This is a genomic window from Phytoactinopolyspora halophila, assembly GCF_003287285.1.
GTDB lineage: Bacteria > Actinomycetota > Actinomycetes > Jiangellales > Jiangellaceae > Phytoactinopolyspora_A > Phytoactinopolyspora_A halophila.
The window spans coordinates 21,401-46,284 of record NZ_QMIG01000001.1 but is presented as its reverse complement, the minus strand read 5'-3'; the positions used below and the strand labels follow the sequence as shown (position 1 = coordinate 46,284).

The 24,884-nt window shown below is 65.3% G+C and carries 23 protein-coding genes; 16 read left to right on the top strand and 7 right to left on the bottom strand.

All coding sequences use genetic code 11. The features are described 5' to 3' along the window. From DPM12_RS00190 to DPM12_RS00120, 15 genes are all read left to right on the top strand, one after another. Window positions 1-783 (top strand): CpaE/TadZ family protein, encoded by a 783-nt coding sequence (locus DPM12_RS00190; protein ID WP_112256096.1) that lies wholly within the window; start codon window positions 1-3, stop codon window positions 781-783. A gap of 20 nt (window positions 784-803) precedes the next feature. Continuing rightward, a complete protein-coding gene (locus tag DPM12_RS00185) occupies window positions 804-2,111 on the top strand; it encodes a TadA family conjugal transfer-associated ATPase (protein ID WP_112256638.1) in 1,308 nt (435 codons plus the stop codon). After that, the gene (locus tag DPM12_RS00180) at window positions 2,099-2,977 is read left to right on the top strand and encodes a type II secretion system F family protein (protein WP_112256094.1); all 879 of its coding nucleotides are present in this window, start codon (window positions 2,099-2,101) and stop codon (window positions 2,975-2,977) included. The genes DPM12_RS00185 and DPM12_RS00180 overlap by 13 nt, the downstream gene beginning before the upstream one ends. Continuing rightward, the gene (locus tag DPM12_RS00175) at window positions 2,974-3,897 is read left to right on the top strand and encodes a type II secretion system F family protein (protein WP_112256092.1); all 924 of its coding nucleotides are present in this window, start codon (window positions 2,974-2,976) and stop codon (window positions 3,895-3,897) included. Before DPM12_RS00180 ends, DPM12_RS00175 begins: the two co-directional genes overlap by 4 nt. A gap of 96 nt (window positions 3,898-3,993) precedes the next feature. Continuing rightward, window positions 3,994-4,227, top strand: coding sequence for a hypothetical protein (locus DPM12_RS00170; protein ID WP_112256090.1), 234 nt, complete (start codon window positions 3,994-3,996; stop codon window positions 4,225-4,227). Window positions 4,228-4,236: 9 nt separating this feature from the next. Beyond that, on the top strand, window positions 4,237-4,626 hold the full coding sequence (locus tag DPM12_RS00165) for a TadE/TadG family type IV pilus assembly protein (RefSeq protein ID WP_112256088.1): 390 nt from the start codon (window positions 4,237-4,239) through the stop codon (window positions 4,624-4,626). A gap of 53 nt (window positions 4,627-4,679) precedes the next feature. Then, entirely contained in the window at window positions 4,680-5,054 is a 375-nt protein-coding gene (locus DPM12_RS00160) for a TadE/TadG family type IV pilus assembly protein (protein WP_211658127.1), read from the top strand. Continuing rightward, a complete protein-coding gene (locus tag DPM12_RS00155; RefSeq protein WP_112256084.1) occupies window positions 5,051-5,500 on the top strand; it encodes a TadE/TadG family type IV pilus assembly protein in 450 nt (149 codons plus the stop codon). The genes DPM12_RS00160 and DPM12_RS00155 overlap by 4 nt, the downstream gene beginning before the upstream one ends. Next, on the top strand, window positions 5,497-8,529 hold the full coding sequence (locus tag DPM12_RS00150) for an AfsR/SARP family transcriptional regulator (RefSeq protein ID WP_112256082.1): 3,033 nt from the start codon (window positions 5,497-5,499) through the stop codon (window positions 8,527-8,529). The genes DPM12_RS00155 and DPM12_RS00150 overlap by 4 nt, the downstream gene beginning before the upstream one ends. A gap of 122 nt (window positions 8,530-8,651) precedes the next feature. After that, on the top strand, window positions 8,652-8,927 hold the full coding sequence (locus DPM12_RS00145) for a WXG100 family type VII secretion target (RefSeq protein WP_112256080.1): 276 nt from the start codon (window positions 8,652-8,654) through the stop codon (window positions 8,925-8,927). A 433-nt stretch (window positions 8,928-9,360) separates the two neighbouring features. Further along, window positions 9,361-14,028, top strand: coding sequence for an FtsK/SpoIIIE domain-containing protein (locus DPM12_RS00140; protein WP_112256078.1), 4,668 nt, complete (start codon window positions 9,361-9,363; stop codon window positions 14,026-14,028). A 78-nt stretch (window positions 14,029-14,106) separates the two neighbouring features. After that, window positions 14,107-14,427, top strand: coding sequence for a hypothetical protein (locus tag DPM12_RS00135; RefSeq protein WP_123788383.1), 321 nt, complete (start codon window positions 14,107-14,109; stop codon window positions 14,425-14,427). 36 nt (window positions 14,428-14,463) lie between these two features. Further along, a complete protein-coding gene (locus tag DPM12_RS00130; protein ID WP_112256075.1) occupies window positions 14,464-16,554 on the top strand; it encodes a DUF6571 family protein in 2,091 nt (696 codons plus the stop codon). A gap of 86 nt (window positions 16,555-16,640) precedes the next feature. After that, complete coding sequence (locus DPM12_RS00125) at window positions 16,641-17,165, top strand: hypothetical protein (protein WP_123788384.1); 525 nt, start codon at window positions 16,641-16,643, stop codon at window positions 17,163-17,165. Window positions 17,166-17,312: 147 nt separating this feature from the next. Then, window positions 17,313-17,897, top strand: coding sequence for a hypothetical protein (locus DPM12_RS00120; RefSeq protein WP_123788385.1), 585 nt, complete (start codon window positions 17,313-17,315; stop codon window positions 17,895-17,897). A gap of 138 nt (window positions 17,898-18,035) precedes the next feature. Here DPM12_RS00120 and DPM12_RS00115 read toward each other — a convergent pair whose 3' ends face one another. Then, window positions 18,036-18,317: a hypothetical protein gene (locus DPM12_RS00115; protein ID WP_123788386.1), complete on the bottom strand. Its 282-nt coding sequence runs from the start codon at window positions 18,315-18,317 to the stop codon at window positions 18,036-18,038. Between the two features lie 137 nt (window positions 18,318-18,454). Here DPM12_RS00115 and DPM12_RS00110 point away from each other — a divergent pair, with 137 nt between their 5' ends. After that, complete coding sequence (locus tag DPM12_RS00110; RefSeq protein WP_123788387.1) at window positions 18,455-19,657, top strand: hypothetical protein; 1,203 nt, start codon at window positions 18,455-18,457, stop codon at window positions 19,655-19,657. 29 nt (window positions 19,658-19,686) lie between these two features. On the opposite strand, the gene DPM12_RS00105 is transcribed toward DPM12_RS00110, so the two are convergent. The 6 genes from DPM12_RS00105 to DPM12_RS00080 form a co-directional block, all read right to left on the bottom strand. Next, complete coding sequence (locus DPM12_RS00105; protein WP_123788388.1) at window positions 19,687-20,856, bottom strand: hypothetical protein; 1,170 nt, start codon at window positions 20,854-20,856, stop codon at window positions 19,687-19,689. A 352-nt stretch (window positions 20,857-21,208) separates the two neighbouring features. Further along, window positions 21,209-21,568 (bottom strand): hypothetical protein, encoded by a 360-nt coding sequence (locus DPM12_RS00100; RefSeq protein WP_112256064.1) that lies wholly within the window; start codon window positions 21,566-21,568, stop codon window positions 21,209-21,211. A gap of 14 nt (window positions 21,569-21,582) precedes the next feature. Further along, window positions 21,583-21,993: a nucleoside-diphosphate kinase gene (ndk, locus tag DPM12_RS00095; RefSeq protein ID WP_112256062.1), complete on the bottom strand. Its 411-nt coding sequence runs from the start codon at window positions 21,991-21,993 to the stop codon at window positions 21,583-21,585. Window positions 21,994-22,086: 93 nt separating this feature from the next. After that, on the bottom strand, window positions 22,087-23,226 hold the full coding sequence (locus tag DPM12_RS00090; RefSeq protein WP_112256060.1) for a hypothetical protein: 1,140 nt from the start codon (window positions 23,224-23,226) through the stop codon (window positions 22,087-22,089). Beyond that, window positions 23,227-23,757 (bottom strand): hypothetical protein, encoded by a 531-nt coding sequence (locus DPM12_RS00085; RefSeq protein WP_112256058.1) that lies wholly within the window; start codon window positions 23,755-23,757, stop codon window positions 23,227-23,229. A 134-nt stretch (window positions 23,758-23,891) separates the two neighbouring features. Continuing rightward, window positions 23,892-24,494 carry a hypothetical protein gene (locus tag DPM12_RS00080; RefSeq protein ID WP_112256056.1) on the bottom strand — a complete coding sequence of 201 codons (603 nt, stop codon included), beginning with the start codon at window positions 24,492-24,494 and terminating at the stop codon, window positions 23,892-23,894. Window positions 24,495-24,884 lie beyond the last annotated feature (390 nt).

Here is a 24,884-nt window from a genome sequence, read left to right as displayed (position 1 = left end):
GTGCTGGTCGCTTTCGCCTCGGCCAAGGGGTCTCCCGGTGTCACCACCACGGTCAACGTGCTCGGTGACGTGTGGCCGACGGATGTGCTGGCCGCGGAGTTCGATCCGGCCGGCGGGGATCTCGCACTGCGCCACCGGGATCCGTACGGTCATCCGCTGGAGCCGGAACGCGGTCTGGTCTCGTTGGCTGCGGCATCCCGCCGGGGTATCGGCGTGCACGAGCTGGAGCAGCACGTGCAGACGATCGACGGGGGCCTGCCGGTGCTCACCGGTGTGACGAGGCCGGAACAGATCACGGGGATCGGTGCGGTCTGGCCGACGCTCACCCGTAGTTTGCGCGAGACCGGCATGGACGCGCTGGTCGATTGCGGGCGGGTGGCGCCCGGTACTCCGGTGATGCCCGTACTCACCGGTGCCGACGCCGTGGTCTTCGTTACCCGGCCTTCCGTGGAGTCGTACGCCCACCTGCGCGAACGCCTGCGCTGGCTCGCAGAGCCGCTGCGGATCGGGGAGCTCGGCAGCACCCCCGTCGGGGTGATCGTGATCACTGAACCGACCGACTCCGCGGCCGCGCGGGATCTGGACCGGCTGCTGCAATATGCCGGCCTGCAGGTATCGGTGCTGGGCCGGATCGCCGACGATCCCAAGGCCGTGCCCGCGTTGACCGGAGCGTCGAACCGCAAGCTGGAACGTTCGCTGCTGGTGCGCTCCGCGCGTGAGGTCGCCTCCGCGGTGCGCTCGCTCGCCAGCGGCGCAGGTTCCGTTTCGAGGGCAGGGAGGTGAGCATCCTGGAACAGAGCGGCATCGACCAAGACCTCGTGCGTCGGCTTCGCGAGGAGGTCGCGGACACGCTCGCCCGTCAGCGGCGCGAGGATGCCGCCAACGGCCTGACACCGATGACGGCCGAGGACGAGCGGCAATTCGCGCGCGCCGTGATCGGGCGCGTCCTCGAGTCCTACGCTCGCTCCGAGATCGCTGCCGGTCGCACGCCTCCCTCGGCCGAAGAGGAAGAGGAGATTTCGTCCGGTATCCATGCCGCGCTGTTCGGCGTGGGCCGGCTGCAGCCGCTTCTCGACGATCCCGAAGTGGAGAACGTCGACATCAACGGCTGCGACAACGTGTTCATCCAGTACGCCGACGGCCGCGAGGTGAAGGGCTGGCCGGTTGCCGAGAGCGACGACGAGCTGGTCGAGCTCGTCCAGATCCTTGGAGCCTACTCCGGCCTGGCCAGCCGGCCGTTCGATTCGGCCAATCCCCAGCTCGACCTGCGGCTGCCCGACGGGAGCCGGCTCTCTGCGGTGATGGGCGTGTGCGCCCGGCCGGCCGTCTCGATCCGGAGAGCCCGGCTCTCCCGGGTCCACCTCGACGACCTGGTGTCCTACGGGTCGGTGACGGAGGAGGTCGCGGCATTCTTGTCGGCGGCCGTGATGGCCCGCAAGAACATCATGATTGCCGGGGCCACCAACGCCGGTAAGACGACACTGCTGCGCGCGCTGACCAACGAGATCCCACCGGAGGAGCGGCTGATCACGGTGGAGCGTGCCCTCGAGCTCGGTCTCGGCGAGTTCCCCGACCTGCATCCCAACGTCGTGGCGTTCGAGGAGCGGCTGCCGAACTCGGAGGGCCAGGGCGCGATCACCATGGCCGAGCTGGTCCGGCGAAGCCTGCGGATGAATCCCAGCCGGGTAATCGTGGGTGAGGTCCTCGGTGATGAGATCGTGACGATGCTCAACGCGATGAGCCAGGGTAACGACGGTTCTCTGTCGACGATCCACGCGAACAGCTCCGGCGAGGTGTTCAACCGGATCTCCACGTATGCGATCCAGTCCGTGGAGCGGCTCCCGGTCGAGGCGACCATGATGCTGATCGCAGGTGCCATCGATTTCGTGGTCTTCGTGGAGAAACGCAACGACTACGAGAGCGGGGGACGGCTGCGGCGGTTCGTCTCCAGCATCCGGGAGATCAACGGCGTCGACGGCCGGGTGCTGTCCAGCGAGATCTTCGTCAGCGGTTCTGACGGTATGGCGGTGCAAGCGGCACCGATCTCGTGTCTCGACGAGCTGATGGAGGTCGGCTACCAGCCGGGAGGAGCGGTCCAGTGGAGCGCCTGACGCCGGGTCTGCTGCTCATCATCCTGCTCGGCGGGCTGGTCGGCGGGGGAATCGTGCTGCTGGTCGTCGCCCTGCGCGGCAAGGAGATCCAGCCGCCGGCGCCGGTGCGCAAGGTCAAGCTGGTGCAGCGGCTGGGCCGGCAGACGATGTTCGGTATCGGTGCCGGCGTGCTCATCCTCGCGCTCACGCAGTGGCCGGTGGCAGCGATCGGTGGTGGGCTGCTCGTGGCCGCGTGGCCGATGCTATTCGGCGGCGCGAAGGCCGAGCGCGAAGCGATCGCGCGGCTGGAAGGACTGGCGTCGTGGACGGAATCCCTGCGCGACACCATCGCCGGTGCCGTCGGCCTGGAGCAGGCCATCCCGGCTACGGTATACGCGGCTTCTCCCTCGATCCAGCCGCAGCTGCGGCTGCTGGCGGACCGGTTACGTATCCGGGTCGCGATGCCGGAGGCGCTCCAGCGCTTCGCTGACGATCTTGATGATCCCAGCGCCGACCTCATCGTCGCGTCCCTGATTCTGAATTCCCGCCTGCGCGGTCCCGGGCTGCGCCAGGTTCTCGGCTCGCTCGCCGATTCCGCCCGCGCCGAGCTGGACATGCGCCAGCGGGTGTTCGCCGGCCGGGCCAGCACCCGCCGATCCGTGCAGATCGTGGCCGGGGTGAGCCTGGGATTCATGGCTCTACTCGCGGTGTTCAACCGGGATTACGTGGAGCCGTACGCGGAGCCGGTCGGCCAGCTGGTACTCATTGTGGTGTTTGCCCTGTACGGGCTGGGCTTCGTGTGGATGCGCAAGCTGTCCAACATCGAGACACCGGATCGTTTCCTGGTCACCTCCTCGTCGCCAGCGGCGGAGAAGGAGCGCGCATGACGTGGATCATTCTGGCCGGTGCGGCTTGCGGTCTCGGGTTGCTGCTTCTCGGGCTGTTGCTCGCGCGCCCCAAGCCGAACCCTGCCGCAACGCTGGCCCAGCTGGACGTGCAGCGCGGGCGGGCCCGCCAGGAGCGGATCACGGCGGCGTCGTTCGATCCCCGCAGCGTGCGCGACTCGCGGAAGCTGCGGCAGGTGGGGGGACAGGTACGCTCGTCCCTCGACAATTTCGGGCTTGACCTCGGCGGCTTGCGCAGTGATCTGTCGCTGATGGGGCGCACGCTCGAAGGGCACCTGGCGATCAGCGTGCTCGCTGCCCTGGGCGGATTCGTCACCCCCGTGCTGGCCGATGTCATATTGATCGCTCTCGGCGTGGGCTTCGCGGTACCGATGTCGCTGGCGCTGGGTGTCCTGCTGGCCGCGCTCGGCGCGGCGATGCCGACCTTGAACGTGCGGTCGACGGCGGCCGAGCGCCGCCGCGACTTCCGGCACGTCGTCGGGTCGTTCCTCGATCTGGTCGCCATGAACCTTGCCGGTGGGCGTGGGGTTCCCGAGGCGTTGTCGGCCGCCGCGAGCGTCAGCGACGGATGGGCGATGACCCGGATCCGGGATACGTTGCTGACCGCCCGCCTGCACGGGGTCACGCCGTGGTCGGCGCTGGGAGAGCTCGGTGAGGAGCTGCGCATCGAGGAGCTGCGGGACCTCGCCGCCGCGCTCGCGCTGGTGGCCGAGGACGGCGCGAAGGTGCGCGAGTCGTTGACCGCGCGGGCCGAGTCGCTGCGCCGCCGGGAGCTGGCCGAGGTGGAGGGCAAGGCCGGTGAACGCTCCCAGTCGATGCTGGTGGCCCAGCTCCTGTTGTGTCTGGGTTTCCTCGTCTTCCTCCTCTATCCGGCGCTGATGGGCGTGGTGGGAGGTACATGAGCGTTTGTGTGCACACGCCGTCATCGAGACAATGTCTCTGAGTGAAGCCCGGACCACAACGTAGACCACGGCATAGAAGAACAGGGGAATGAGTCGATGAATGCTTTTTTCGCCCCGTCGACGCCACACGGATATTTGCTACTCAAGGCTCGAGTCCGGCTGGACAGGGCGCGGGCCGACGGGGATCGGGGTGCCTCGGCGATGGAGTTCGTCATCATCACGGCCGTTCTTGTGGTGCTGGCCGGCGCGGTAGCTGGGCTCATCTACCAGCTGGTGACCGGCAAGGCCAACGAGATCGAGATGCCGGAAACGCCAAGCGGCGACATCTGATCAGCACCGATGCGGACCAGGCTGCGCTCCGAGCGTGGAGCGAGCGCACTCGAACTGGCCGTCTATACGCCGATCATGTTTTTCGTGATCTTCGTGATTATCCAGTTCGCGCTCCACTACCACGGTAACCAGGTGGCCCACTCGGCCGCCCGGGAAGGTTCGCGCATCCTGCGGGTCGAGCCGAATGCGCTGAGCGAGGCCGAGCAGCACGCGGCGGAGTACGCGGCGCAGCTCGGCGGTAACCACCTCACCGACGTGACCGTACAGGCGCAGCGGGTCGGCACCGACTACGTGCGGGTCGAGGTGTGCGGCCGGGCACGAGAAATCATCAAGAACATCACTCCCCGCGTATGCCAGCATGCGGAGGGTCCCATCGAAGAGTTTCAGCCGGACATATAGGACACGGGGTGAGAGGTTCGGGACAGGCGGTACGAGACCGGGAGCGAGGCTCCATGGCTGTCGAGGTCGTGGTCCTCGTGCCGGTCGTCGTCGCCGTGATGCTGCTGGTCATCGCGTTCGGCCGGTATGTGGGCCGGGAAGGTGACGTCGAGTCGGCGGCGCGCGAGGCCGCGCGGGCGGCGTCGTACGAGCGAGATCTCGCTGCTGCGCGCGACGCCGCGCAGCAGGCAGCTACCCGGACGCTTCCGGACGAGCTGGCCTGCCAGCCGGTGACCGTTGGCGGGGACTTCCGGGCGGGCGGCACGGTCACGGTCACGGTGAGCTGCCAGGTGAGCTTCTCCGAGCTGGGTTTCCTCGGCCTGCCGGGTAGCGCGAACCTGCACGGGCAAAGCGCGGCGCCACTGGACACCTGGCGGAGGACACAATGAGACGGCTATCGACACTGCGCCGGGATCCGGAACGCGGTGCCATCAGTGCCCTGGTGATCGTGCTGATCGTCATGCTGTTCGCCGTTGCCGGGCTGATCTACGACGGCGGCCGGGCCATCAACGCGCGCCAGCAGGCCTTCGACGACGCCGAACAGGCCGCGCGCGCCGGAGCCGACCGTATCGACATGGAACTCTTCCGCAGCCAGGGTGTCGTCCAGGTCCAGCAAGCGGAGGCGAAACAGGCAGCGATGAATCATCTCGCCGGCCTTCCGGATCGGCAGTATGACGAGGTCGCGGTGAGCTTTCCGGGTGAAAGCACGGTCCGGGTGGAGGTTGCGAGGACGGTCCCGACGGGTCTGTTGCAGATGGTGTTCGTGAACAGTTTCGATGTCAACGGCGAGGCCACCGCGCAGCCCGAAGTAGGAATCCTGGGAGACGAACTGTGAACTCGGTCGAGAACCTTCCACCACCACCTCCGCCGGTCTCGCAGGAGGCTGACGACGGTGCACCGGCCGCCGCCCGGGAGACCGGTCCGCAGCGGTTCCAGCGTGGCCAGGATCAGCCGGCGCAACGGCAGAGCGTCCGCCAGGCGATCGGCGCGGGGTTCGCACTGCTCGTCCTGGTCGTCGGCATCCCCGTGGGCTTGCTGGTGCTGGCCGGGCCGCCGCCGGTGCCGACGTCGTGGCCGACACGCGAAGATCTCACCGCGACCATCGGTACCGAGCAGCTCATCGGCGTCCTCCTGTGGATCGTCTGGCTGGCGTGGCTGCAGTTCACGTTCTGTGTGCTGGTGGAGGCACGCAGCGCCGTGCGCGGTATCGGGCTCCCGTCGCGGGTGCCGATGTCCGGCGTTTCCCAGCGGCTTGCCCGCACCCTGGTCGGTACGGTGCTGCTGGCGGCCACGGCGGTCGGTCAGGCGAACGCGGCCGCGGCGCCCACCCTCGACGACACCCACGCGGCGGCGGGCAAGTCCGTCGCGAGTGCGACGGCCGCTTTCGATGCGACGGTCACTGCCTCGGTTCAGGAAAGCGAGCAGGAGAGCGGGTCGTCGCAGAGTTCGACCCCATCGGACGAGGCGATTTACCGCCTGGGCGACACCGTACTCGATCCCGAGGAAGGCAAGGATCTGGTCGGCCGCAAGGTCTACATCGTGCAGCCACCGGAGGGCCGCTACCACGACAACCTGTGGGACATCGCGGAGCGCACGCTCGGTGATGGCCGCCGCTACCAGGAGATCTTCGAACTCAACAAGGACCGCACGCAGCCCGACGGTAACCAGCTCTCGCTCGCTCGCCTCATCTACCCGGACTGGTTGCTCATCCTGCCCGACGACGCCACCGGCGTCGACACCGTCACCGTCGAAGAGCCCGAGATCGACGAGGAAGACGAGGCCGACGGCGACGCGTCGGGCGGCGGTGCGGACGCCGGCAGCGATGTGACCGGTGAGGCCGACGGCGACTCCGCGGGAGACGCCGGCACGGATGCCGATACGGACAAGGCTGGTGACACCGGGGCGGCGGGCTCCGACGGGACGCAGGAGAGTGAGGGTTCGAGTTTCGGCGGCACCAGCCGCGCCTCGGGCGATGAAGCCGAGACGTCCGCGCTCGGTCAGAACCCGTATCGGGAGCTGGCCGTGGGAGGCCTGCTCGCGGCGGGCCTGCTCGCCGCCATCGAAACGGTGCGCCGCCGGCGACGCTTGCCCGCACCTGGCGGGGACAAGCTCGAGGCCGAGGTGGCGCTGCGGATCGGCGCGGATCCGGACCGGGCCAGGTGGCTCGACTACGCGCTGCGCACGCTCGCACGGGGTTGCCGCTCGCAGGGGATGTCGCTGCCAGCCGTTTACGCGGCCTTCGTGGACAATTCCACCGTCGAGCTTCTCGTGGCGCCGCCGCAGCCGGACGCGCCGGAACCGTGGGTCGCCGACGACGCCGGCCAGCGCTGGAGACTCGAACGCACGGCGGTGGTGGGCGACCAGACCGAGCCGGGCGATGTGCCCGCACCCTATCCGGGGCTGGTGAGTCTCGGACGTGACGACGATCGCGACGTCCTGGTCGACCTTGAGGCGGCCGGTGGACCGATCAGCGTGGTGGGGGATCCGGGAACGGCATTCGAGGTGGTGACCGCCGTGGCGGTCGAGCTGGCCACCAATCAGTGGTCGGATCGCTTGCGCGTCACGGCGGCTGGCCTTCCCGACGAGCTTACCGTCCTCGACTCCGCACGGCTGCGTGCCGTCGCCGAGGCGTCGGAGGTGTTGCCGGAGCTGTCGGCCCGGCAGGGCGATGGTTTCGGTCCCGATGTGCTGAGCGGCCGCTTGAAGCCCGGTGGCGGCGGGGCATGGATGCCGGAGTACCTCGTTCTCGGCACCGAGCCGGAGGACGAGATCGTGGACGAGCTCACGGCACTGACCAGTTCGGCCAGCCGTGCACCGCTGGGGGTCGTGTGTGCCGGGAACGTTCCCGGTGCGCGGTGGCAGCTCTCGGTGGACTCGGCGGGCAATCTCGAGCTCCCGGCGCTGGGACTCAGCTTGCAGGCGAACCAGCTCAGCTGGAGCAGTATCGAAGCGCTGGCCGGGCTGATGGAGCCGGAACGGTGGGGTGGCGGCGATCCGCCGCCCGTGCTGCACGAGGCGTGGCTCCCCGAGGCCCGTCCGGAGGTGCCCGATCCCGGCCGCTCGCTGGACGTGGCGCACCTGGCCACGGCACCGGTGCGGGTGTTCGTGCTCGGGCCGGTCGAGGTGCAGGCACCCAACACCATCGACGACGAACGCAAGGCGCTGGCCACCGAGATCGTCGTACATCTGGCCCTGCACCCGGACGGTGTGCACCCGACGGTGCTGGCCGGGGCCATCTGGCCGCGTGGTGTTACCGCAGCGGTGCGCGAGGCGACATTCGAGCGCGTACGCGAGTGGCTGGGAACCGACCCGGACGGCTCGCCGTACCTGCTCATGACTGCTGATGGCCATCTCAGGCTCAGCGACGACGTCGTCCTCGACTGGGACGTGGTGTGCAGCCTTCTGGAACGTTCCCGTGCCGCTAATACGACCGACGAGGAGATCGATCTGCTGCGCCAGGCCCTGCGGGTGGCCCGCGGCCCGGTCATCGCCGAGCGGCCGACGGGGCGCTATGCATGGATCGCTCGGGTGCGTCTGGAGCGAGTCGCGGCCGATGTCTTGATCGACGCTGCGCACCGGCTGTCGGTGCTGTGCGGCGACCGCGGCGATCCCGGTACGGCTGCGGCTGCCGCGCGGGCCGGTCTGCGCGTCCGTCCGGGTGAGCAGGTGCTGTGGCGGGATTTGCTGCAGGCCCAGTACGCCGCCGACGGGATAGCTGGTGTCACCGCTGCGGCGGAGGAGATGTCGACGACGCTCACGGAGATCGGGGTGCCGGACATCGAACCCGAGACGGGTGCGCTGCTGGATGAATTGATGCCAGGCTCAGGTGATCACTCCGGTATTCACCGCCGCGATTCCGCGTAAGTCACGGCGCTCGGTTGTGGCACATGTAGGCCAGGTTGCCGATTCGGTATCAACCGGTAGGCTCTAGGCTGTCACCTCGGAGCGCGCGGGGTGATATTTAGTGTCGATATAAGGAGTTACACATGGCTGGAGTAGGTGCAGAGCTTTCCACCCTGCAGGAGCTTCACACCACGTTCGTTAACAAGGCGAGCGACGCCGAGTCGATCAAGAGCGAGGTCGACAGCGCGCTTGACAACTCCGTGTGGACCGGCGCCAACGCGGACAAGTTCCGTGACGCGTGGGAAGAGTACAAGCAGAACCTCAACAACCTGCGCGACGCGCTGGACGACGCGGCGAACGATGTGAAGATCAACCACAACAACATCGCCGAGGCAACCGGCGAGGGCGACCGGATCTGAGAATCCGGCGCATCACATCCAGCGATGTGGCCCGCATCCGCACAGCGGATGCGGGCCATTGCTATTCGGCCTTCGGGTCAGGCCGGGCTTGCGTTTCAGGCGTTCCCGGTCAGGTAGTTCAGATGGTTCAGGTGGTCGTGCCGCTATCGGTCGCGGCGGTGACGTCACCGAGCTCCGCCCAGTGCGCTGACGGCCTGGTCATTCATTCGCGGAACCGGACTTTGACCGTGAATGCTGGTACAGCTCATACGACGTTTCGATAGGTCAGGTGGCCGCGTTCGTGGGGAAATGTCTCCTAAATGTGTTACGTAGGCAGTAGTGAGGTGCCCCACACGACGCTCACCGGTACCATGCGGATCAGAGGCCGGTCAGACGGTCGGCCAGAAGGCAGCCCAGGACGAAACGAGCGGTACCGGAAAGGCTGGAACGGCCCGTGCGGCTCTTGTTGAGTGCCACCACATCGGTCGACGGCGAGCCGGTCGATCTCGCGGTCGATTGTGACGACAACGCCACGGTGGGTGACGTCGCGCGCAAGCTTGCCGACCAGCTGGCGCCCGCGTCGGCACCCGAACCGCAGATCATCCGTGCGGCCGGTCGGCATCTCGGCGTCGTCGACGACGCATTGCAGGCCAGCACCGCTACAGCGGCGCCGCCGACGTTGTACGTCGGCAGTGAACCGCTGGACCCCGGAGTTCTGGTCCGGGAGTCTCGCCTGCACAACGGCGTTCTCGTGGGTATCGACGTGCCGCCGGGTGACGTGTTCGCCGAACGCCGCGGCGTGGTCGAGGTCCGCATCGTCGCCGGTCGCGGTTCGGGAACGGTGAACAGCCTCGCCCCTGGTACCTATACCGCCGGAACCGCACCCACTGCGGCGATCCGGATCGACGACCCCGATCTGCCGGAGACGGTGTTCCAGCTTGACGTGACGCTCGACGGAACCGTCACCGTCACGCCGGACCCCGCCATCATCGGCCAGTACATGCCGCCGCCCGAGCGCGAAGAGCAGCTCGAAGGCCCGATCATCATCCCGAAGCAGGAAGACGAAAAGGAGAAGAAGAAGCAGCAGAAGCGGAAGCGGCGCCGCCGGTATAAGAAGCTCATGAAGGAGCTCGACCGGCTGAAAAACCCCCACCTGACGATCAACCCGGAAGAGGACCGGCCGCTGGCGCACCTCGATCGCGTCCCGCTCGAAGGCCCGACGGTCTGGCAGCCCGGCACGGCACTCGTCGTCGGCGAGGTGATGTTCGAGCTGAAGCTGCCAGCAGCGCCCGATGCGTCGCTGTCGGCCAGCCCGAGCGGGGTGACGCTCGACTACAACCGGCCCCCACGGCTGCTGCCGCCACCACGGCAGACGGAATTCCGCCTGCCCAGCGAGCCGAAGAAGCCAACGAAATCCCCGGTCCCCTGGGTCATGGCGCTGAGCCCGATGCTCATGGGCGGCACCATGTTCCTGCTCATCCGCTCGCCATACAGCCTCATGATCATGCTGTTGGCACCGTTGATGTTGTTCTTCCGCTACCGCCACACGAAGAAGCACCGGCGTAACACCCACGCCGAGCAGATGGAGAACTACGTCGAGCGGATGCAGCACATCAGCAACCAGGCCTACGAGGCTCTGGTCAAGGAGCGTGGGGCACGTCGCCACGACATGCCCGACCCCGCCGCCATGCTGCTGTTCGCCACCGGCCCGCGAGCACGGCTGTGGGAACGCCGGCGCACGGACCCGGACTGGATGCGGGTGCGGATCGGCATGGCCGACATCCCCAGCGAGGTCGCGCTGAGCGATCCGGGTCGCGAAGACCACGAACGTACCTTGCGATGGACGGCGCCGGATGTGCCCGTGGGTGTCGACATGGCCGAGGCCGGGGTCACGGGCGTGATGGGCGCCGACGGTCTGCGCACGCTCGTGGCCGAGTGGATGGTCGCCCAGACGGCCGCGTTGCACAGCCCCGCCGACCTCGACGTCGTCGTGCTCTCCGACCCGGAAGGCGACGAGGCGTGGAACTGGGTGCGGTGGCTGCCCCACGTACGGCGGGGAGACGACGCCGACGTCATCGCCGGCGTCGGAACTGACGACGAGACCACCAACCGCCGCGTCGCCGAACTCATGTCGATCATGGAGGCGCGCAAGGCCGCCCGTGACGACAAGGGCAGCGGGATGGGCGCCAACCGGAACATGAGTTTCCCTCCGTTGCTCGTCGTGCTCGACGGCGCGCGCCGCATCCGGCTGATCCCCGGTCTGGTGACCTTGCTGAGCGAGGGCCCGTCACTGGGCATGGTCTTTCTCTGCATCGATCGAGAGGAGCAGCAGCTTCCCGAAGAATGCCGTGCCGTCGTGCGTGTCGGGCCGGGCAGTACCTCTCAGGTGCGCGTCACCGGGGTCAAGACGGTCGAGGGCGTGCGTGCCGATTTCGTGCCGCCCGGCTGGTGTGAACGCCTCGGCCGGGCACTGGCCCCGATCAAGGACGTCAGCAAGGAAGATCTCTCGTCCACCTTGCCCAGCTCCAGCCGGCTGCTCGACGTCCTGAAACTCGATCCCGTCACCTCCGAGGCGATCGAACGGTGGTGGACGCAGGTCGGCCGGTCCACGCGGGCAATGATCGGTGAAGGCTCGGATGGTCCGTTCGCCATCGACGTCCGAGCCGACGGTCCGCACGGACTCGTGGCCGGCACGACCGGCTCCGGTAAATCCGAGCTCCTGCAGACGATCATCGCCTCGCTCGCCGTGGCGAACCGGCCGGACGAGTTCACCTTCGTGCTCGTCGACTACAAGGGCGGTGCGGCGTTCAAGGACTGCAACAACCTTCCGCACACGGTGGGCATGGTGACCGACCTGGACGGTCACCTGACCACGCGGGCGCTCGACAGCCTGGCTGCCGAGCTGCATCGCCGGGAGCACCAGCTCGCGGAAGCGGGCGCGAAGGACATCGAGGACTATCTGGCGGGCAAGGGACCCGACGACGAGCCCATGCCGCGGCTCATGATCGTCATCGACGAGTTCGCGGCGCTCGTGGCCGAGCTGCCCGACTTCGTCAAAGGGCTGGTCGACATCGCCCGTCGTGGACGTTCGCTGGGAGTGCACCTGATCCTGGCCACGCAACGGCCCGCTGGTGTCGTGAGCGCGGAGATCAAGTCGAACACGAACCTGCGGATCGCCTTGCGGGTCACCGACCGCAGCGACAGCCAGGACGTGATCGAGTCGCCGGAATCGGCGGAGATCGCGAAATCGTTGCCCGGACGCGCCTACGCCCGGCTCGGCCACTCGTCGCTGGTGCAGTTCCAGTCCGCACGGGTGGGGGGTCGGCCGCTGTCGCCGGACGCCGGGGTCGCCGTCGATCTGCGCGAGCTGTCGTGGCAGAGCATTGGCCGTCCGGACCAGGGCGGAGGCGGCGACGGCGCGGAAGAGGACGTCAGCATCCCCACCGACCTCGAGAGCCTGGTGACGGCCATCAACGAAACGTCGGATCGCACCGGCGTGAAGCCGCCTCCACCACCGTGGCTGCCGCCGCTCGACGACATCGTGACTCTCGACCAGCTCTTCGACGATCAGGGCGCGTCGGTCAAGTCGGGGAGCAGGGTGCGCATCCCGATCGGGATGGTCGACCGGCCCAAGGAGCAGAGCCGCTCCGTGGCCTACTACGACCTCTCCGGTGGACACCTGGCCGTCATCGGTGCCCCGCGCAGCGGGCGCTCGACCGCCTTGCGAGCCGTCGCCGGAGTCGTCGGGCGCGAGCTCTCGCCCGGTGACGTTCACCTTTACGGAGTTGACTGCGGGAACAACGCCCTCCTGCCGATGGTGGGCCTGCCGCACACCGGCGCGGTCGTCAGCCGCGATCAACCCGATCGGCTTGCCCGGCTGACGTCGCGGATCCGGGGAGAGATTGGACGGCGGCAGCAGCTGCTCGCGGAGCAGGGCTTCGCGGATGTCGAGGAACAGCGCGCGAACAGCCCCGAAGAGCGGCGCCTTCCGTACATCGTGGTCCTCTTCGACCGGTGGGAAGGATTCAAGCAGGCTTTCGACAGCTACGACAGTGGCGCCCTGGTCGACACCTGGATGCAGATCATGCAGGAGGGCACCGGCGTCGGGGTGAAGATGGTGCTGACGGCGGACCGCACCGGCCTCCTGGGCCGGCTCGGCACCCTGCTCGACGACAAGCTCATGCTCCGGATGACCGATCACTCGGACTTCACCGCCATCGGGCTCCCGGCCAAGGAGGTGCCCGAGCACATGCCTCCGGGCCGCGGGTTCCGCTCCGAAGGCGTGCACGAGACCCAGATCGCGTTGCTCGCCGAGGACGACTCCGGCACGGCTCAGGTGGCCGCGCTGCAGGAGATCGGCCGGGAGGCGAGCGAGCGGTTCGCGGACATGCCGCGCAAGCAGCGCCCCTTCCGGGTTGATCCGCTGCCGACCAAGATTACGCTTTCGGATGCGATGGAGCTGCTGGAAAAGCCGCTCGCGTCGAGTGAGATCCCGATCGCCGTCGGTGGTGACACGCTCACCCTGCGCACGCTGGATGCCAACGACCACGGACCGGGCATGCTCGTACTCGGACCCCGCCGCTCCGGGCGCAGCGCAACCTTGTTGACGATGACCACCTCGATGCTGGAGCGAGACTGGAAGGTCTTGCTGGTGACGCCGCGCCGCAGCCCGTTGCGTGACCTCGCAGGGCATGACGGCGTGCAAGCCGTGGTAGACCTGGAGAAGGGCAAGGACGATATCCTGCCGCTGTTCGACGAGATCGCGCCAGGTAAGGGAAAGCCACCGAGCGCGGTCGTCATCGACGACGTCGAGCTGATCGGTGTCGATGGCTGGCTGGTCGATGCCGTCACCAAGCATCTCGGCAAGTTGCGTGACTCCGGAAGCGTCATCGTGGCGGCCGGAACCACCGACGATCTCGGCAGCTCCTACCGGGGGCCGGTGGCAGCACTCAAGAAGTCCCGCTCCGGGCTGTTGCTGTCTCCGGGTTCGATGAGTGACGGCGACCACTTCGGGATCAAACTTCCCCGGTCGATGACCGGCGGAATGCCGCCGGGCCGCGGCCTGTACGTCGCCGCCGGTCAGTGGCAGCTCGTCCAGGTTCCGGAGACCACTCGCGGATGATCGTTGGCTGGCGAGCATGTGGCATATTTAATCTGTGACGATATGTGATACTTGCAGACGACGAAAGATGTGACGGACATGGGTAGCGGTGACGAAGGGCCGGTCGAGAACCAATACCGAACAGAGCTGGAGCAGGCCTTGTCGGGCGTGCGGAGCAACGCCGATACCTGTGGCGACGCCTTCAGCAAGGTAATCAGTGCGTTGGAGAACGGCGCATGGTCGAGCTCAACGGCAGACATCTTCGACGAGGAGCTGCGCGACCGCAAGCAGGCAGCCCAGGACGATGCCGATGACTGTCGGCGGGCGTTCGAGACCAGACATGAGAACGAGCCCGAGGAAGTTGACGAGGATGACTGGCGCGCTCGGTGGGTTGCCTACCCTCCGATGCAGATGCGCTGACGACGCACATTGCACAACCGAGGGTGAGACGGCGAGATGGCCAAGGCAGAAATCAACATTTCCGAGATGCAGCGGCTCGTCGAGGGACTCGACGACGCTCTCCAGGACCTCCGGCTGTCGAAGAGCAGGTTTGACGGCGATCTGACGACGTATCAGATTGACTATGACCTCGGTCGTGGCGTACAGCAGGCGATCGACTGGTCCGATGAGGAGCTTCCCGGCGTGCGCCGCCGGCTCGCGCTGGCCGAGATGATGGAGATGGACCCGGAACCGGACTGGCCAGCCGGGTACGTGGAGCTCGACGACGACACCGCGATCTCGGACGTGCCGCCGGATCAGGCTGAACAGAACGGGGCCGAGGCGGCGGAAGCGCTGCAGGTCGAAAACGCGCGCGATCTCGACGAGGATCTGGTCGCCGAGATCGAAGAGAACATGAACGATCCGTATTTCGCCGCCGGATTCGCCCGCGAGGCATCGCCAGAGCAGCTCGCGCAATATATGGACACCGTCGACGCTCTGGAACGCGAGAACTACGTTGACATGGAGTTGCGAAACCGCCTGGTCGAGTCTGTCGGGACGACGATCGGGACAGCGACACGCAACACCGGCACTCTCTCGCCGTCCGCGACGTTTGCGCGGGATTGGGCCGACGCGATAACGGGCGAGACGATGGCCGAGGGCGGTGACAACCGGCAGGGGCAGCCACAGTACCTGGCTATGTTCCTTCAGCATGGCAGGTACGGGACGCCATTCCTCGATCATGTCGGTGACGAGCTCTACGAGTACGAGCGAGACGCGGACGGCGCGGCCTGGGAGCCGAAGGCGTCGAACGCGATCGGTGGAGTTCGAGACGCCAACGGTGACGAGGCTGTCGACGTCATGGCGATGTATATGTCCGCGCTGGGCAACAACCCGGAAGCGGCGCAGAACTTCTTCGACGGCGGCAATACCACGACGGTCGAGCTCAACGGCCAAGAGGTAGAAGTCAACGAACGCCTCCAGTACATGACTACGGAACGGACCTGGCAGCACCGCACGGACCCCACCAACGGCGGGCGTCTCGGGGAGGCACTGGAAGCTGCCACGACACATTTCCGTGATCAATCGGACAACGGCCGCGTCTCCGCCAAGATCGCCTCGCAGACGTTCGCGCTGATCGGTGACAAGACCGGCGAGGGGTCCAGTGACGGAATCTTGGGCTTCGGTGCGAGCGAGGGCTGGCAGATGTGGGACGGCATGCGAGGCAACGTCGCGAACATGCTGGCCAGCTACGGGCCTGATCTCATGCGGTTGGGCCGGGGCCATTCAGATGATTTGGGCTCGGGCTGGACGGCCGGGCCCGAGGAAGATCTGTTCGGCGACGGCGCGCCGTATGGCGCCGCGATGGATCCCGAGCTCGTCGGTGAGATTCTCGGAACGTACGGCAAGGACGGACAGCGTGAGCACCTCGACACCGTCATGTCGGGAGTCATGGCTTCTTCTCAGCAGCGCATTGGTCTCGCGCTGGAGGAGTCGTTGAACGACGGAACCGAGCCGTCTGCTCCAGTGGCAATGCTGGAAGGCCGGAACATTCCGGCCCTGGCCACCGCAACGAACGAGGCCGGTGGAACGATGGGCTGGGTGATCAACTCCGCGTACCACGGCGCTCTTGACGAAGAAGAGTTGGAGCAGAAACAAGCTGAGGCGCGCGCCGCAGCATTCGACGCCGTGACATCGCTGCCGGTCGTGAAGCCGGCAGGTGAATGGTCGAAGCTCGCCTATGAACAGGCCCAGTCACATCTGAAGAATGAGATCGGTAACTCTGACCCAAGTGCCGGGAGCGATTTCGCCGAGCTATCGAGTGACGAGAAGGATAATCTCGATGAGATGCTCCTCAATCAGATGCTCGCGCACGGGTATTTCGATCAGGAGTATGTCGATGAGGCCAACGGTGGGGGCAACAGATACGAAGGTCCGCCGGAAGAGATGATCGATAGGTCGAGTGATCCCCCGCGTTTCGACTTCGATCACGAATCTTTCGAGGATTGGCACCGCAACAGATTTCCGATGGATGATTTCCTCAGGACGCATATCCACGGGTCATTCGAAGAAGGCATCCAAGACGGCCTGGAGCTGAACGGCCGATGATACGCAAGGTGCTGACGGTGTGTGTCGCAGTGGCGGGATTGTCCATCACGGCTTGCGAAGCCGACGATGACCAAGGAGACGAACCGATGGCCGATACCGAGGAGCTGGCGCCGACGCCACCGGCGAGCGAGATGCTGTGTGATTTCCTCCCGTTGGAGACCGTGGCGACGATCACTGACACCGATGACGTGGAGGCACGAGGCGGTGCGGATCGTGATGCCACGGGAGAGTTCGCAGGAGTCGGACCGACCTGCCGGGTGAAGGTCAACGGCGAGGACCGGGATGTGGTGCGCGTCCGTGCGTACTGGGCGGAGGGCATTGGCAAGAGCAATTTCGAGTCGGGGCTGACTGATGACCGCTACAACCAGTTGCCAGAGGAGACCGGGCTCGGGTTCTCGTGGACGGAAGAAAACGGCTCGTCTGGCAATGCCTCGAACAAGAGCGCCGAGGCGCGGCTGCTGTATGGCGATCGGCTGATCGAGGTACGCGTCGCCCAGGTCGTCGAGGGCCGGGATCCGGAAGCGGATGCTATAGCCGTCGCGCAGCAGGTCATCGAGACGCTCGAGTTGGATGACGAGTGGACCCTGCCCGGTGACCCGCCGTCGCGCTGATCGAAGCCGTACGTCGAAGCCGATGACATGCGCAGATGGCAGCGTTTCTTGCGGTGCACCGCGTGCTCTGTCCCAGGGCGGATGAGAACAGGGAAGCCCGCCACGAAAGTGTGTCACTCCTGGTCGACGACTCGCTGTGGTGTGGCGATGTGGGTTGCGGCTGTGGCACTGGCGATTTCGGGCTGCACGGGCGACGACGATGGTGTGAACCATCGGGCGCAGATCGACGAGCTCCCAGCAACCGCCCCTCCGGGCGAATTGTTGTGTGACATGCTGCCGGTCGACACCGTGACCACGGTGACCGGTACTGGTGATGTCGAGGCGGAGGGCGGTGCGGATCGGGATTCGTCAGGCAAGTTTGCGGGCACGCCGCGTTGCAGGATCATGATCGAGGGTGAGCACGGAGACATCTTGCATGGAAACGTGCCGTGGGCGGAAGGAAACAGCCTGAACAGTTTCGAGGCTGGCCTCGACGATGATCGTTTCAATCAACTACCAGACGAGGTGGGGCTGGGGTTCTCGTGGACCGAGGAGAACTCTTCAGGTGAGTCTTCATCGACGCGTGGTCATGCTCGTCTCCTGCACGGAAGCCGAGTGGTGGAGATGGATCTCGCTCAGATGGTGGAAGGCCGGGATCCGGAAGCGGATGCCATAGCCGTCGCGCAGCAGGTCATCGAGACGCTCGAGTTGGGTGACGAGTGGATCTTGCCCGGTGACCCGCCGTCGCGCTGATCGAAGCCGCCCACGGGGAATGCCACGGTTGACTTGTTGGGTCTGCGGAACGTCGAGGAGGCTCATCCGGGCTCTGGACGTTCCGCAGACCCAACAAGTGGCCAATTGCTAAGCCCGGCTTGAGCTGCCGCATCGTTCTCAGCGGCCGTGCTCGAGCTCGAACCGCATAACCTGCGCCACGCTCTCGGTGACTTCCGGATCGAGCTCGTTCTTCGCGGCTTCGACGTCGCCTACCAGGTTGTTCAACGCCGACTTGACGGGCTCGGCGAGCGGCGCTAGATGTTCGTCGTGCGTTTCTCGCGCCCTCGCGCCTGTCCAGGCTGGACCTTCGCCGATGGACTCGGTTGGATCGTCGATGTGTGGAGTCTCGTCGACAGCGTTCTCGGTTCTCCGGATGAGACTCTCGATAGCTGAGATCATCGGATTAGGCACCATCCGCTCTTCACCATTGCCCATTCCGGGCCTCCATCGCCATGTCGCAGATCGCAGGCTAGGTCTCGTTCCCACGCCCGGGGGAGCTACAACATGATAGCGAGAGGATCCTAGACTTCGTAAACATGCGTAAGATCGTCGCCTCGCTTGCTTTGGGCACTCTGCTCACGTTGACGGCATGTAGTGGGAGGGCAGACGGTGTCAACGTAGAGTTGCTAGCCGGTGGCGGAACCGATCCCGAGGGTACGGGTGAACAAGCAAAAATTCCAGCAGCGATGTATCGGATGACGTCGGATGGCAAGGGAGGCGTATGGGGGCTGGCACCCTACTCCATCATCGAGATTAGCGCTGAAGGAGATGTCAATACGACAGAGGTCGAACTCCAGGGGCTTGGTCCCGCGTCGCGGATTCGAGAGATTGCCGCAACCTCTGATGGGAGAGTATACGTGCTTCCGGATTTGCTGATTCAGCGCGAAGAGAAAGCTGTTGTGTTCGAGTTCGTGGATGAGGAACTGCAGCCGGTCGTCGGCGTTCCCAGGCCGGATGCCGAGGAAAGGGGGCCACTCTCCTCGGACGGGAGCTTGGCCCGTGACGCCGACCTCGGATATGTCCATGATATCGCCGTTGATTCCGAGGATCGCCTGCTCATCCTCGAACGGATCGATCCACCCGGATCCGCGGCTGGCTTTCAAGTACGGCGGGTGGAGCATGATGGAACGCTGGTCACGGTTGCCGGCACGCATAGTCCCCATCCCGGCGGACCGTTCTCGGATGAGGCGGCCGAACGCGCTGCCTATCCGCCAGATGGAAGCGATGCCTCATCGCTGGTGATACATGAAGCTACTGCCATCGCGGGTGGGGCTGATGAGAGCGTGTACCTGCAAACCACGCGTAGCGTCTTGGCTATCGAAGATGGCATGGTGCGCCGGATCCTAGGAGGCGGTAATCAGATGCCGCCCGCTCCCGACGGTGGACCGTTCGAGGAAGGAACGGACGCCTCGTCGGTTGCCTACCATGTTGGCCTTCCTGGTTCCCTATCGGTGAATGCCGAAGGCGAAGTTCTCACCAGAATGGATCCGGTGCCACAGCACGACGAAGACGCGTACGCCTGGCAGCTTACAGGTGGTGGGGGGCGAGCACAGAGCATAGCCGATGCCTCCGCTCAGGAGAGCTCCACGACCACTATCTACACGTCCGCCGACGGCGAGGCTATGATCGCCAGCCTCGTTGGTGGGGGCGCGACCTGGCTCGACGAGACGACCTTCGCCATCAGAACATCACACAAGGACGAGGGCGCGATCATCGTCCTCGCCGACGTACACACGTGAACGGTGTGTTGAGGAAACGGGCGCAGATTTCAGAAACGAGAGTGTTGCTCTTCGCCCATGTAAACTTGCACCGGTTTGCTCTGCACCCACGCGTTGAATGCTTCTAGTGCCCGCGGATCGTCCGGGAAATCCTCGTTGGGCACTATCTTCCTCTCTTCCTCGTTGTACACTAACGGTGCTATGACGTTGCCATTTTCGTCCGTAAACGAGGCACCGTAGCGGTTACCGTAATACTCGGGGTCCGCGGAGCGTTCGACCGTGCCATCGTGGTAATCATCGATGCTGCCCGCGTTGTATTCCGCAACTGCGACCCGAACCCAGTTGAGGTGTGCTCCGGCGAAATCGAAGTCGAGATCGGGCGGACTGTCACCTCCGACCGTAGCTGTGATCGCGCTAGCGATGGCTGCCTTGATGATCTCCTTGACGACATCTCCCGCCGCCTCCGTGGGATCGGTGGCAAAATCAACTCCGCGGTCGGAGAGTTCCTCGATGAACTCTTCCCGTCTCCTCTTGTCTTCCTCGATTTCGTCGAGGACGGTATCCCAAGAGCTAGAGAACATTCCGGCCAGATTGTTGGCCATGATATTGTCCCAATAATGCTCGTTCCCGTTCTGTGCGCCCGCTTGGTTTTTGATTCCTTCCTGGTACCAATTGACCAGCACGCCATGTAGCTGCCCGGCTGCGTCTGGGTTGCGCATTCCTTCAGTCACAAAGGAGTGCCAGTAGTCGGGATCGACCTCGATGCCACCACGATGCGGATTCTCCGAGACTCCACCAGGAGAGTTATAACTATAGACCAAGTCATCCCAGTAATTCTCAGCTATGTCCGCGAATGTCATCCGCAGCGGATCGGAGAAGAAGCCAGGTTCATCCAACTCACCGACACGGTTGATGAGGTGGGCGGCGTTCTGTTCTGCGTAGTTCTCTTGGGCCTCATCATAGAGGCGAAGTTTATTGTAGATCGATTGAGCATTTACCGTTCCCGCCTTGATGAACGATGAGAATGCTTCGTTCATGCCGGGTATTCCGGAAGGGTATTGTGCACGTTCCCAGATCTCGTCGGAATTCCGGTGCATGTACTCGGCCGCTGCGCGGAAGTTCATGCTAAGCGCCCCGTAGACACTGGCCGCACCCTCAGCGCCGAATGAACCAATGTCATCTTGTCTGCCATCTAGCGTCGCCTCGGCAAACGCGACCACAGACTCATGATGCCATCTGTGTCCGGGCCTGCTCATCAGATTGGCCATCTTCTCTCCGAGTCTGATTCCGTCAGGGTGAAGCCCCCTTTCCAACATTGCTGAATTCATTTCGGAAATGAACTCGGTGTCGTAGTTGATGCGATAACTTGCCGTAGAAAGCGTCGCGGCAAGCGCATCAACTTGTCGTTTGAATCGTCGCGATCTCGGTAAGGATCAGTAATGAGTATGCCTAGAACCTCGGGTGTGAGGCTTTTGACTAACGACTCGGCAAAATCGGGATCTGTGCCGTATTTCTGAAGTTGTTCCCAGGCCTCGGTGGTGATCTCGCCGTCAGCATCGTTGATCTGTTCGGCTAGATCTTCGCCTGCCGTTGCGCCTCTTCGATGGAACTGAACGGACTGTTCAGGACGTCAGGTCCTTGAACGTGGAGCACGCCGTCTCCCGACTCGCCATAATTCTGTTTCTGATCGAGAAGATACTCTGCATGGCTGTGCCGCTGGCGCATCTCTGGCATGAGGTCCTCGAGTTCGTTGCGTGCTTCGAGAAGCTTGTTCAGGTTAGTCTGGTCTACGCCAAAATAGTCGAAATCGGATTCCAGTCCAGAGATGTGGTCGCGCAAGCCGTCCAACGTTCTGTCCAGATCACGAACGGCGTCGCCCAGTGCATCGACATCTATCGAGGTGTATTCGGCACTCTCTCGGGGTTCGGGCATGGCGACGTCCTGGCTCAGGTCAGGCTGGGGAACCAAAGTTCGAGCTCGCGCTTGGCGGACTCGGGCGAATCGGAGGCGTGAACGAGGTTCTGCGTCTTGGAGAGGGACAGGTCGCCGCGCACGGTGCCCGGTTCGGCCTCGCGGCTGTCGGTGGCGCCGTTCATCCGTCGCACGATGTCGATGGCCTGATCGCCTTCCAGCACGAGCGCGACCAGCGGCCCGCCGGTCACGAACTCGCGAAGTGCGGGGTAGAAGGGCTTGTCAACGTGCTCGGCGTAGTGCGCATCGGCAAGCGATGGATCGATGGTGCGCAGGTCCATCGCGACGATGGACAGTCCCTTGCGTTCGTACCGGGCGAGAATCTCGCCGACGAGGCCGCGCTTGACGGCATCGGGTTTGATCAGGGCAAGCGTACGCTCAGACATGGTTCATAGCTCCTGGAACATCGATATCTTTCGGACCGGCGAAAAGCCTACCGGCCTGCTGAACGGCCGACGACCGGCGGCATCACGTCAAGACTACGCTGGCGCGCCCGACGGCTGTCCGGCCGAGGTGAACTGTCCCCACTGATCCTCGAAGCCGTCGCTCGGTGCCACATCACCAGTGCCCCGGCCAGCAGTCTGAACCGTCTCTGTCACGAGCTGTTCAAGCTCGTTCGCGCGAGCTGGATCGCCATCGGAGCGAGCGGACTCGATCAGTGCGGTGACGTTCGACGCGTCAGCTTCGTTGGTGAACCCGTGAGCGAAGTAGGGGTCGTGCTGGTTGCCTTTGAGCCTCTCGATGAGGTCGTTCACCTGGGACTGATCCGCGTCGGTTCCCAGCTGGGATGCGCATTCACGGCCGTTGTCCCGGGACACGTGCGGAGGGTCGTCGGGAATCTTGCTTTCGTCGTAGACCACCGGGCCACGCTGACGTGGTGCCTCTCCCGGCAGGATGTGCCCGTCGGGAGGACGAGACGGGGGACCTCCGGGAAGGATGTGCTTCCTGTCGCCACTACCCGCCCTGTCTTCGAGTGCCTGCGCGAGCGCCAACCGCCGACGCAGATGTGGCAGCTCGTCTTCGATCCAGGCCACCACCTGCGACAGTTTCTCCTTGCCGGGAACGTCCACCTCGTCCAGCCCGGCGTCGGTGAGAATCTTGCGGAACTCGGCTTGGTACTCGGGGATCTGGTCGCGAGCTCGCTCCATGGCCGCGATGAGCGTCGTCATCGCCTGGATGTCGATGGAGACGCGACCACCACCGCGGCGATCGTCGCCAGAGCCCCCGCCGGAGCCGTCATCTCCAGAGCCATCGTCCGAATCGTCGGTGTCCTCACCGGCATCGTCGCCGGAATCGTCCGTGGAGTCATCGCCGGAATCGTCGCCGGAGTCGTCGTCGCTGTCGGCCCGGAGCTTGTCGGACTCCTCGCCGTCGTCTTCGTTGCCGTCGGTGTCCTCGTTGTCGTCGGTCTCGTCGCCGGACGTCTGGTCGTCACGGTCGACTCCGCCATGGCTTCGTCCACCGCCGTAGCCGCCGCTATAGCCAGACGAGCCACTCGAACCTGTCGAGGTGGAACTGTAGTCGGGCATGTCGGCGACGTCGTCGCTTTCGGGCTTCTCCAGGCTTCCGGCCTGCTTGACCGGGTCCTCACCGAGACTGTCGTGGGTCTTGCCCGCCATCTACACGTCACCTTCCGTCCCGTGTTCGGCTGGCAAGATGCGTGGCTCGTGCGGTACGAAGCCAGTCTCGTCCGGGAGGTCGAAGTTGACCTCGTCGGGCAAAACGACCGGATTGTCCGAGCCGTCCTGGCGGTTCAGCCTGTCTTCGATCAGCTGGACAGTCTCCTCGCCCGCCTCGGTGGCCTTGCGCGCATGATCCTCCAGTTCGAGTGAGAACTCGTCGGCTCGCTGGCTCACCCAGGCTTGGTCATGCATCGCCTGGATGGCTGGCTTGAGGATCGATGCGCAATCGTCGGCCACCAGGCGAGCCCGTTCGAGCGCGAGTTCCAGCTCTTCCCGGCTGCCTTCATCGGAATCCGGCGGCGGGGGCTTGCAGTCCGGTGGGAGGGGGATCTCGGGGCGGTCTATGTCGATGTCGGGTCGCTCGACATCGGCGATGGGGGGTGCGTACTCACCTGACGAGCCGCCCGCGCCGTGCTCGGCTCGTAGCCGGATGCTCTCTCCCGATTCCGCGCGTTGTGCCTCGGACATCGGGGCCCCCTTCCTGGCGAGTCACTGACTTGACGGCTCACTCGTAGCGTACCGGTGTATTGCAGACAAGCAAGTCACCTGTCGACGGGAGACGAGATGCGTGAGACGAGATGGAGCAGGACACCGCTCCCAACCTATGAATTCTCCGGGATGGCACAGAAGGGGTAGACCTCGTCGTCGGCGAGCTCCCGGTACTCCTCCTCGGTGAACCAGCCCCGATCCTGCACGTACCACGCGCCGGCATGCTCGTCGACGTCGGCCAGGAAGGTCTCGACGGAAACCGACGCCCGGATCGGCCGGTGCGGATAGAAGCGGCCGCCGTCCTCCGGCCGCTGCGACTCGGCCGAATGGATACCGATGCGGATGAGATCGGCCGCGGACCAGTCCGTGCGAAGGGCGTTGCCCTCGGTGAACCCCTCGGGAACCGCATCAAGCGTGAGATGTTCCAGCCGGGCGCCGTCGTCATCCTGGGCGGCGAGCCGCCACGTGTCCAGGACGCGCCGATCGTTACCGTCGCGCTCGACGAGTTCGACCTCGATCTCGGCGACGCCGTCGCATGCGGCACCGAGCCAGTAGTGGAAACGCCCCTCGTCGCCAAGCCGTGCCCCGCCGGCTCCCGTCGGCCCGGCGGGTGCCGACCACGGCCAGCACGCTCCGAGGGCGAGCATCACCGCGCTGCCGAGAGCGAGGCGCGCCGTGGCGCGCCCTAGCCGCCGCAGCTTCCGCCGCACGTGCACCGGTAACCACCGTCTTCCAAGCCGGCCTCGCGTTCCAGCGGATGCTGGCACGGTTGGTTCGGATCGTTGGACACATATTCCCAGATGAACCTGGCCCGGCCGAGACGCGCCCATTGCTTCGCATGTACCGCTCGTGTCGCAGCAGACGTTCCAGGGCTGGGTGCACCCGAGCCCGGAGGCGAGACCCGCCCCGTCGTCGAGCACCAGCCCGGCGACGCCGTCGGCTGCGCCGAACGGCGACGCGTAGGACCAGCTGTTCTTGTCGCGGCGATCGTCGGTCTTGCTGGGCTCTCCGCCGTTGAGTAACTCGATCAGCCGGACGATCTCAGGGACCGACTCCCGTGCTGACTTCTACGGCACGGGCACCGTATCGGGACCGTGACTGTATCG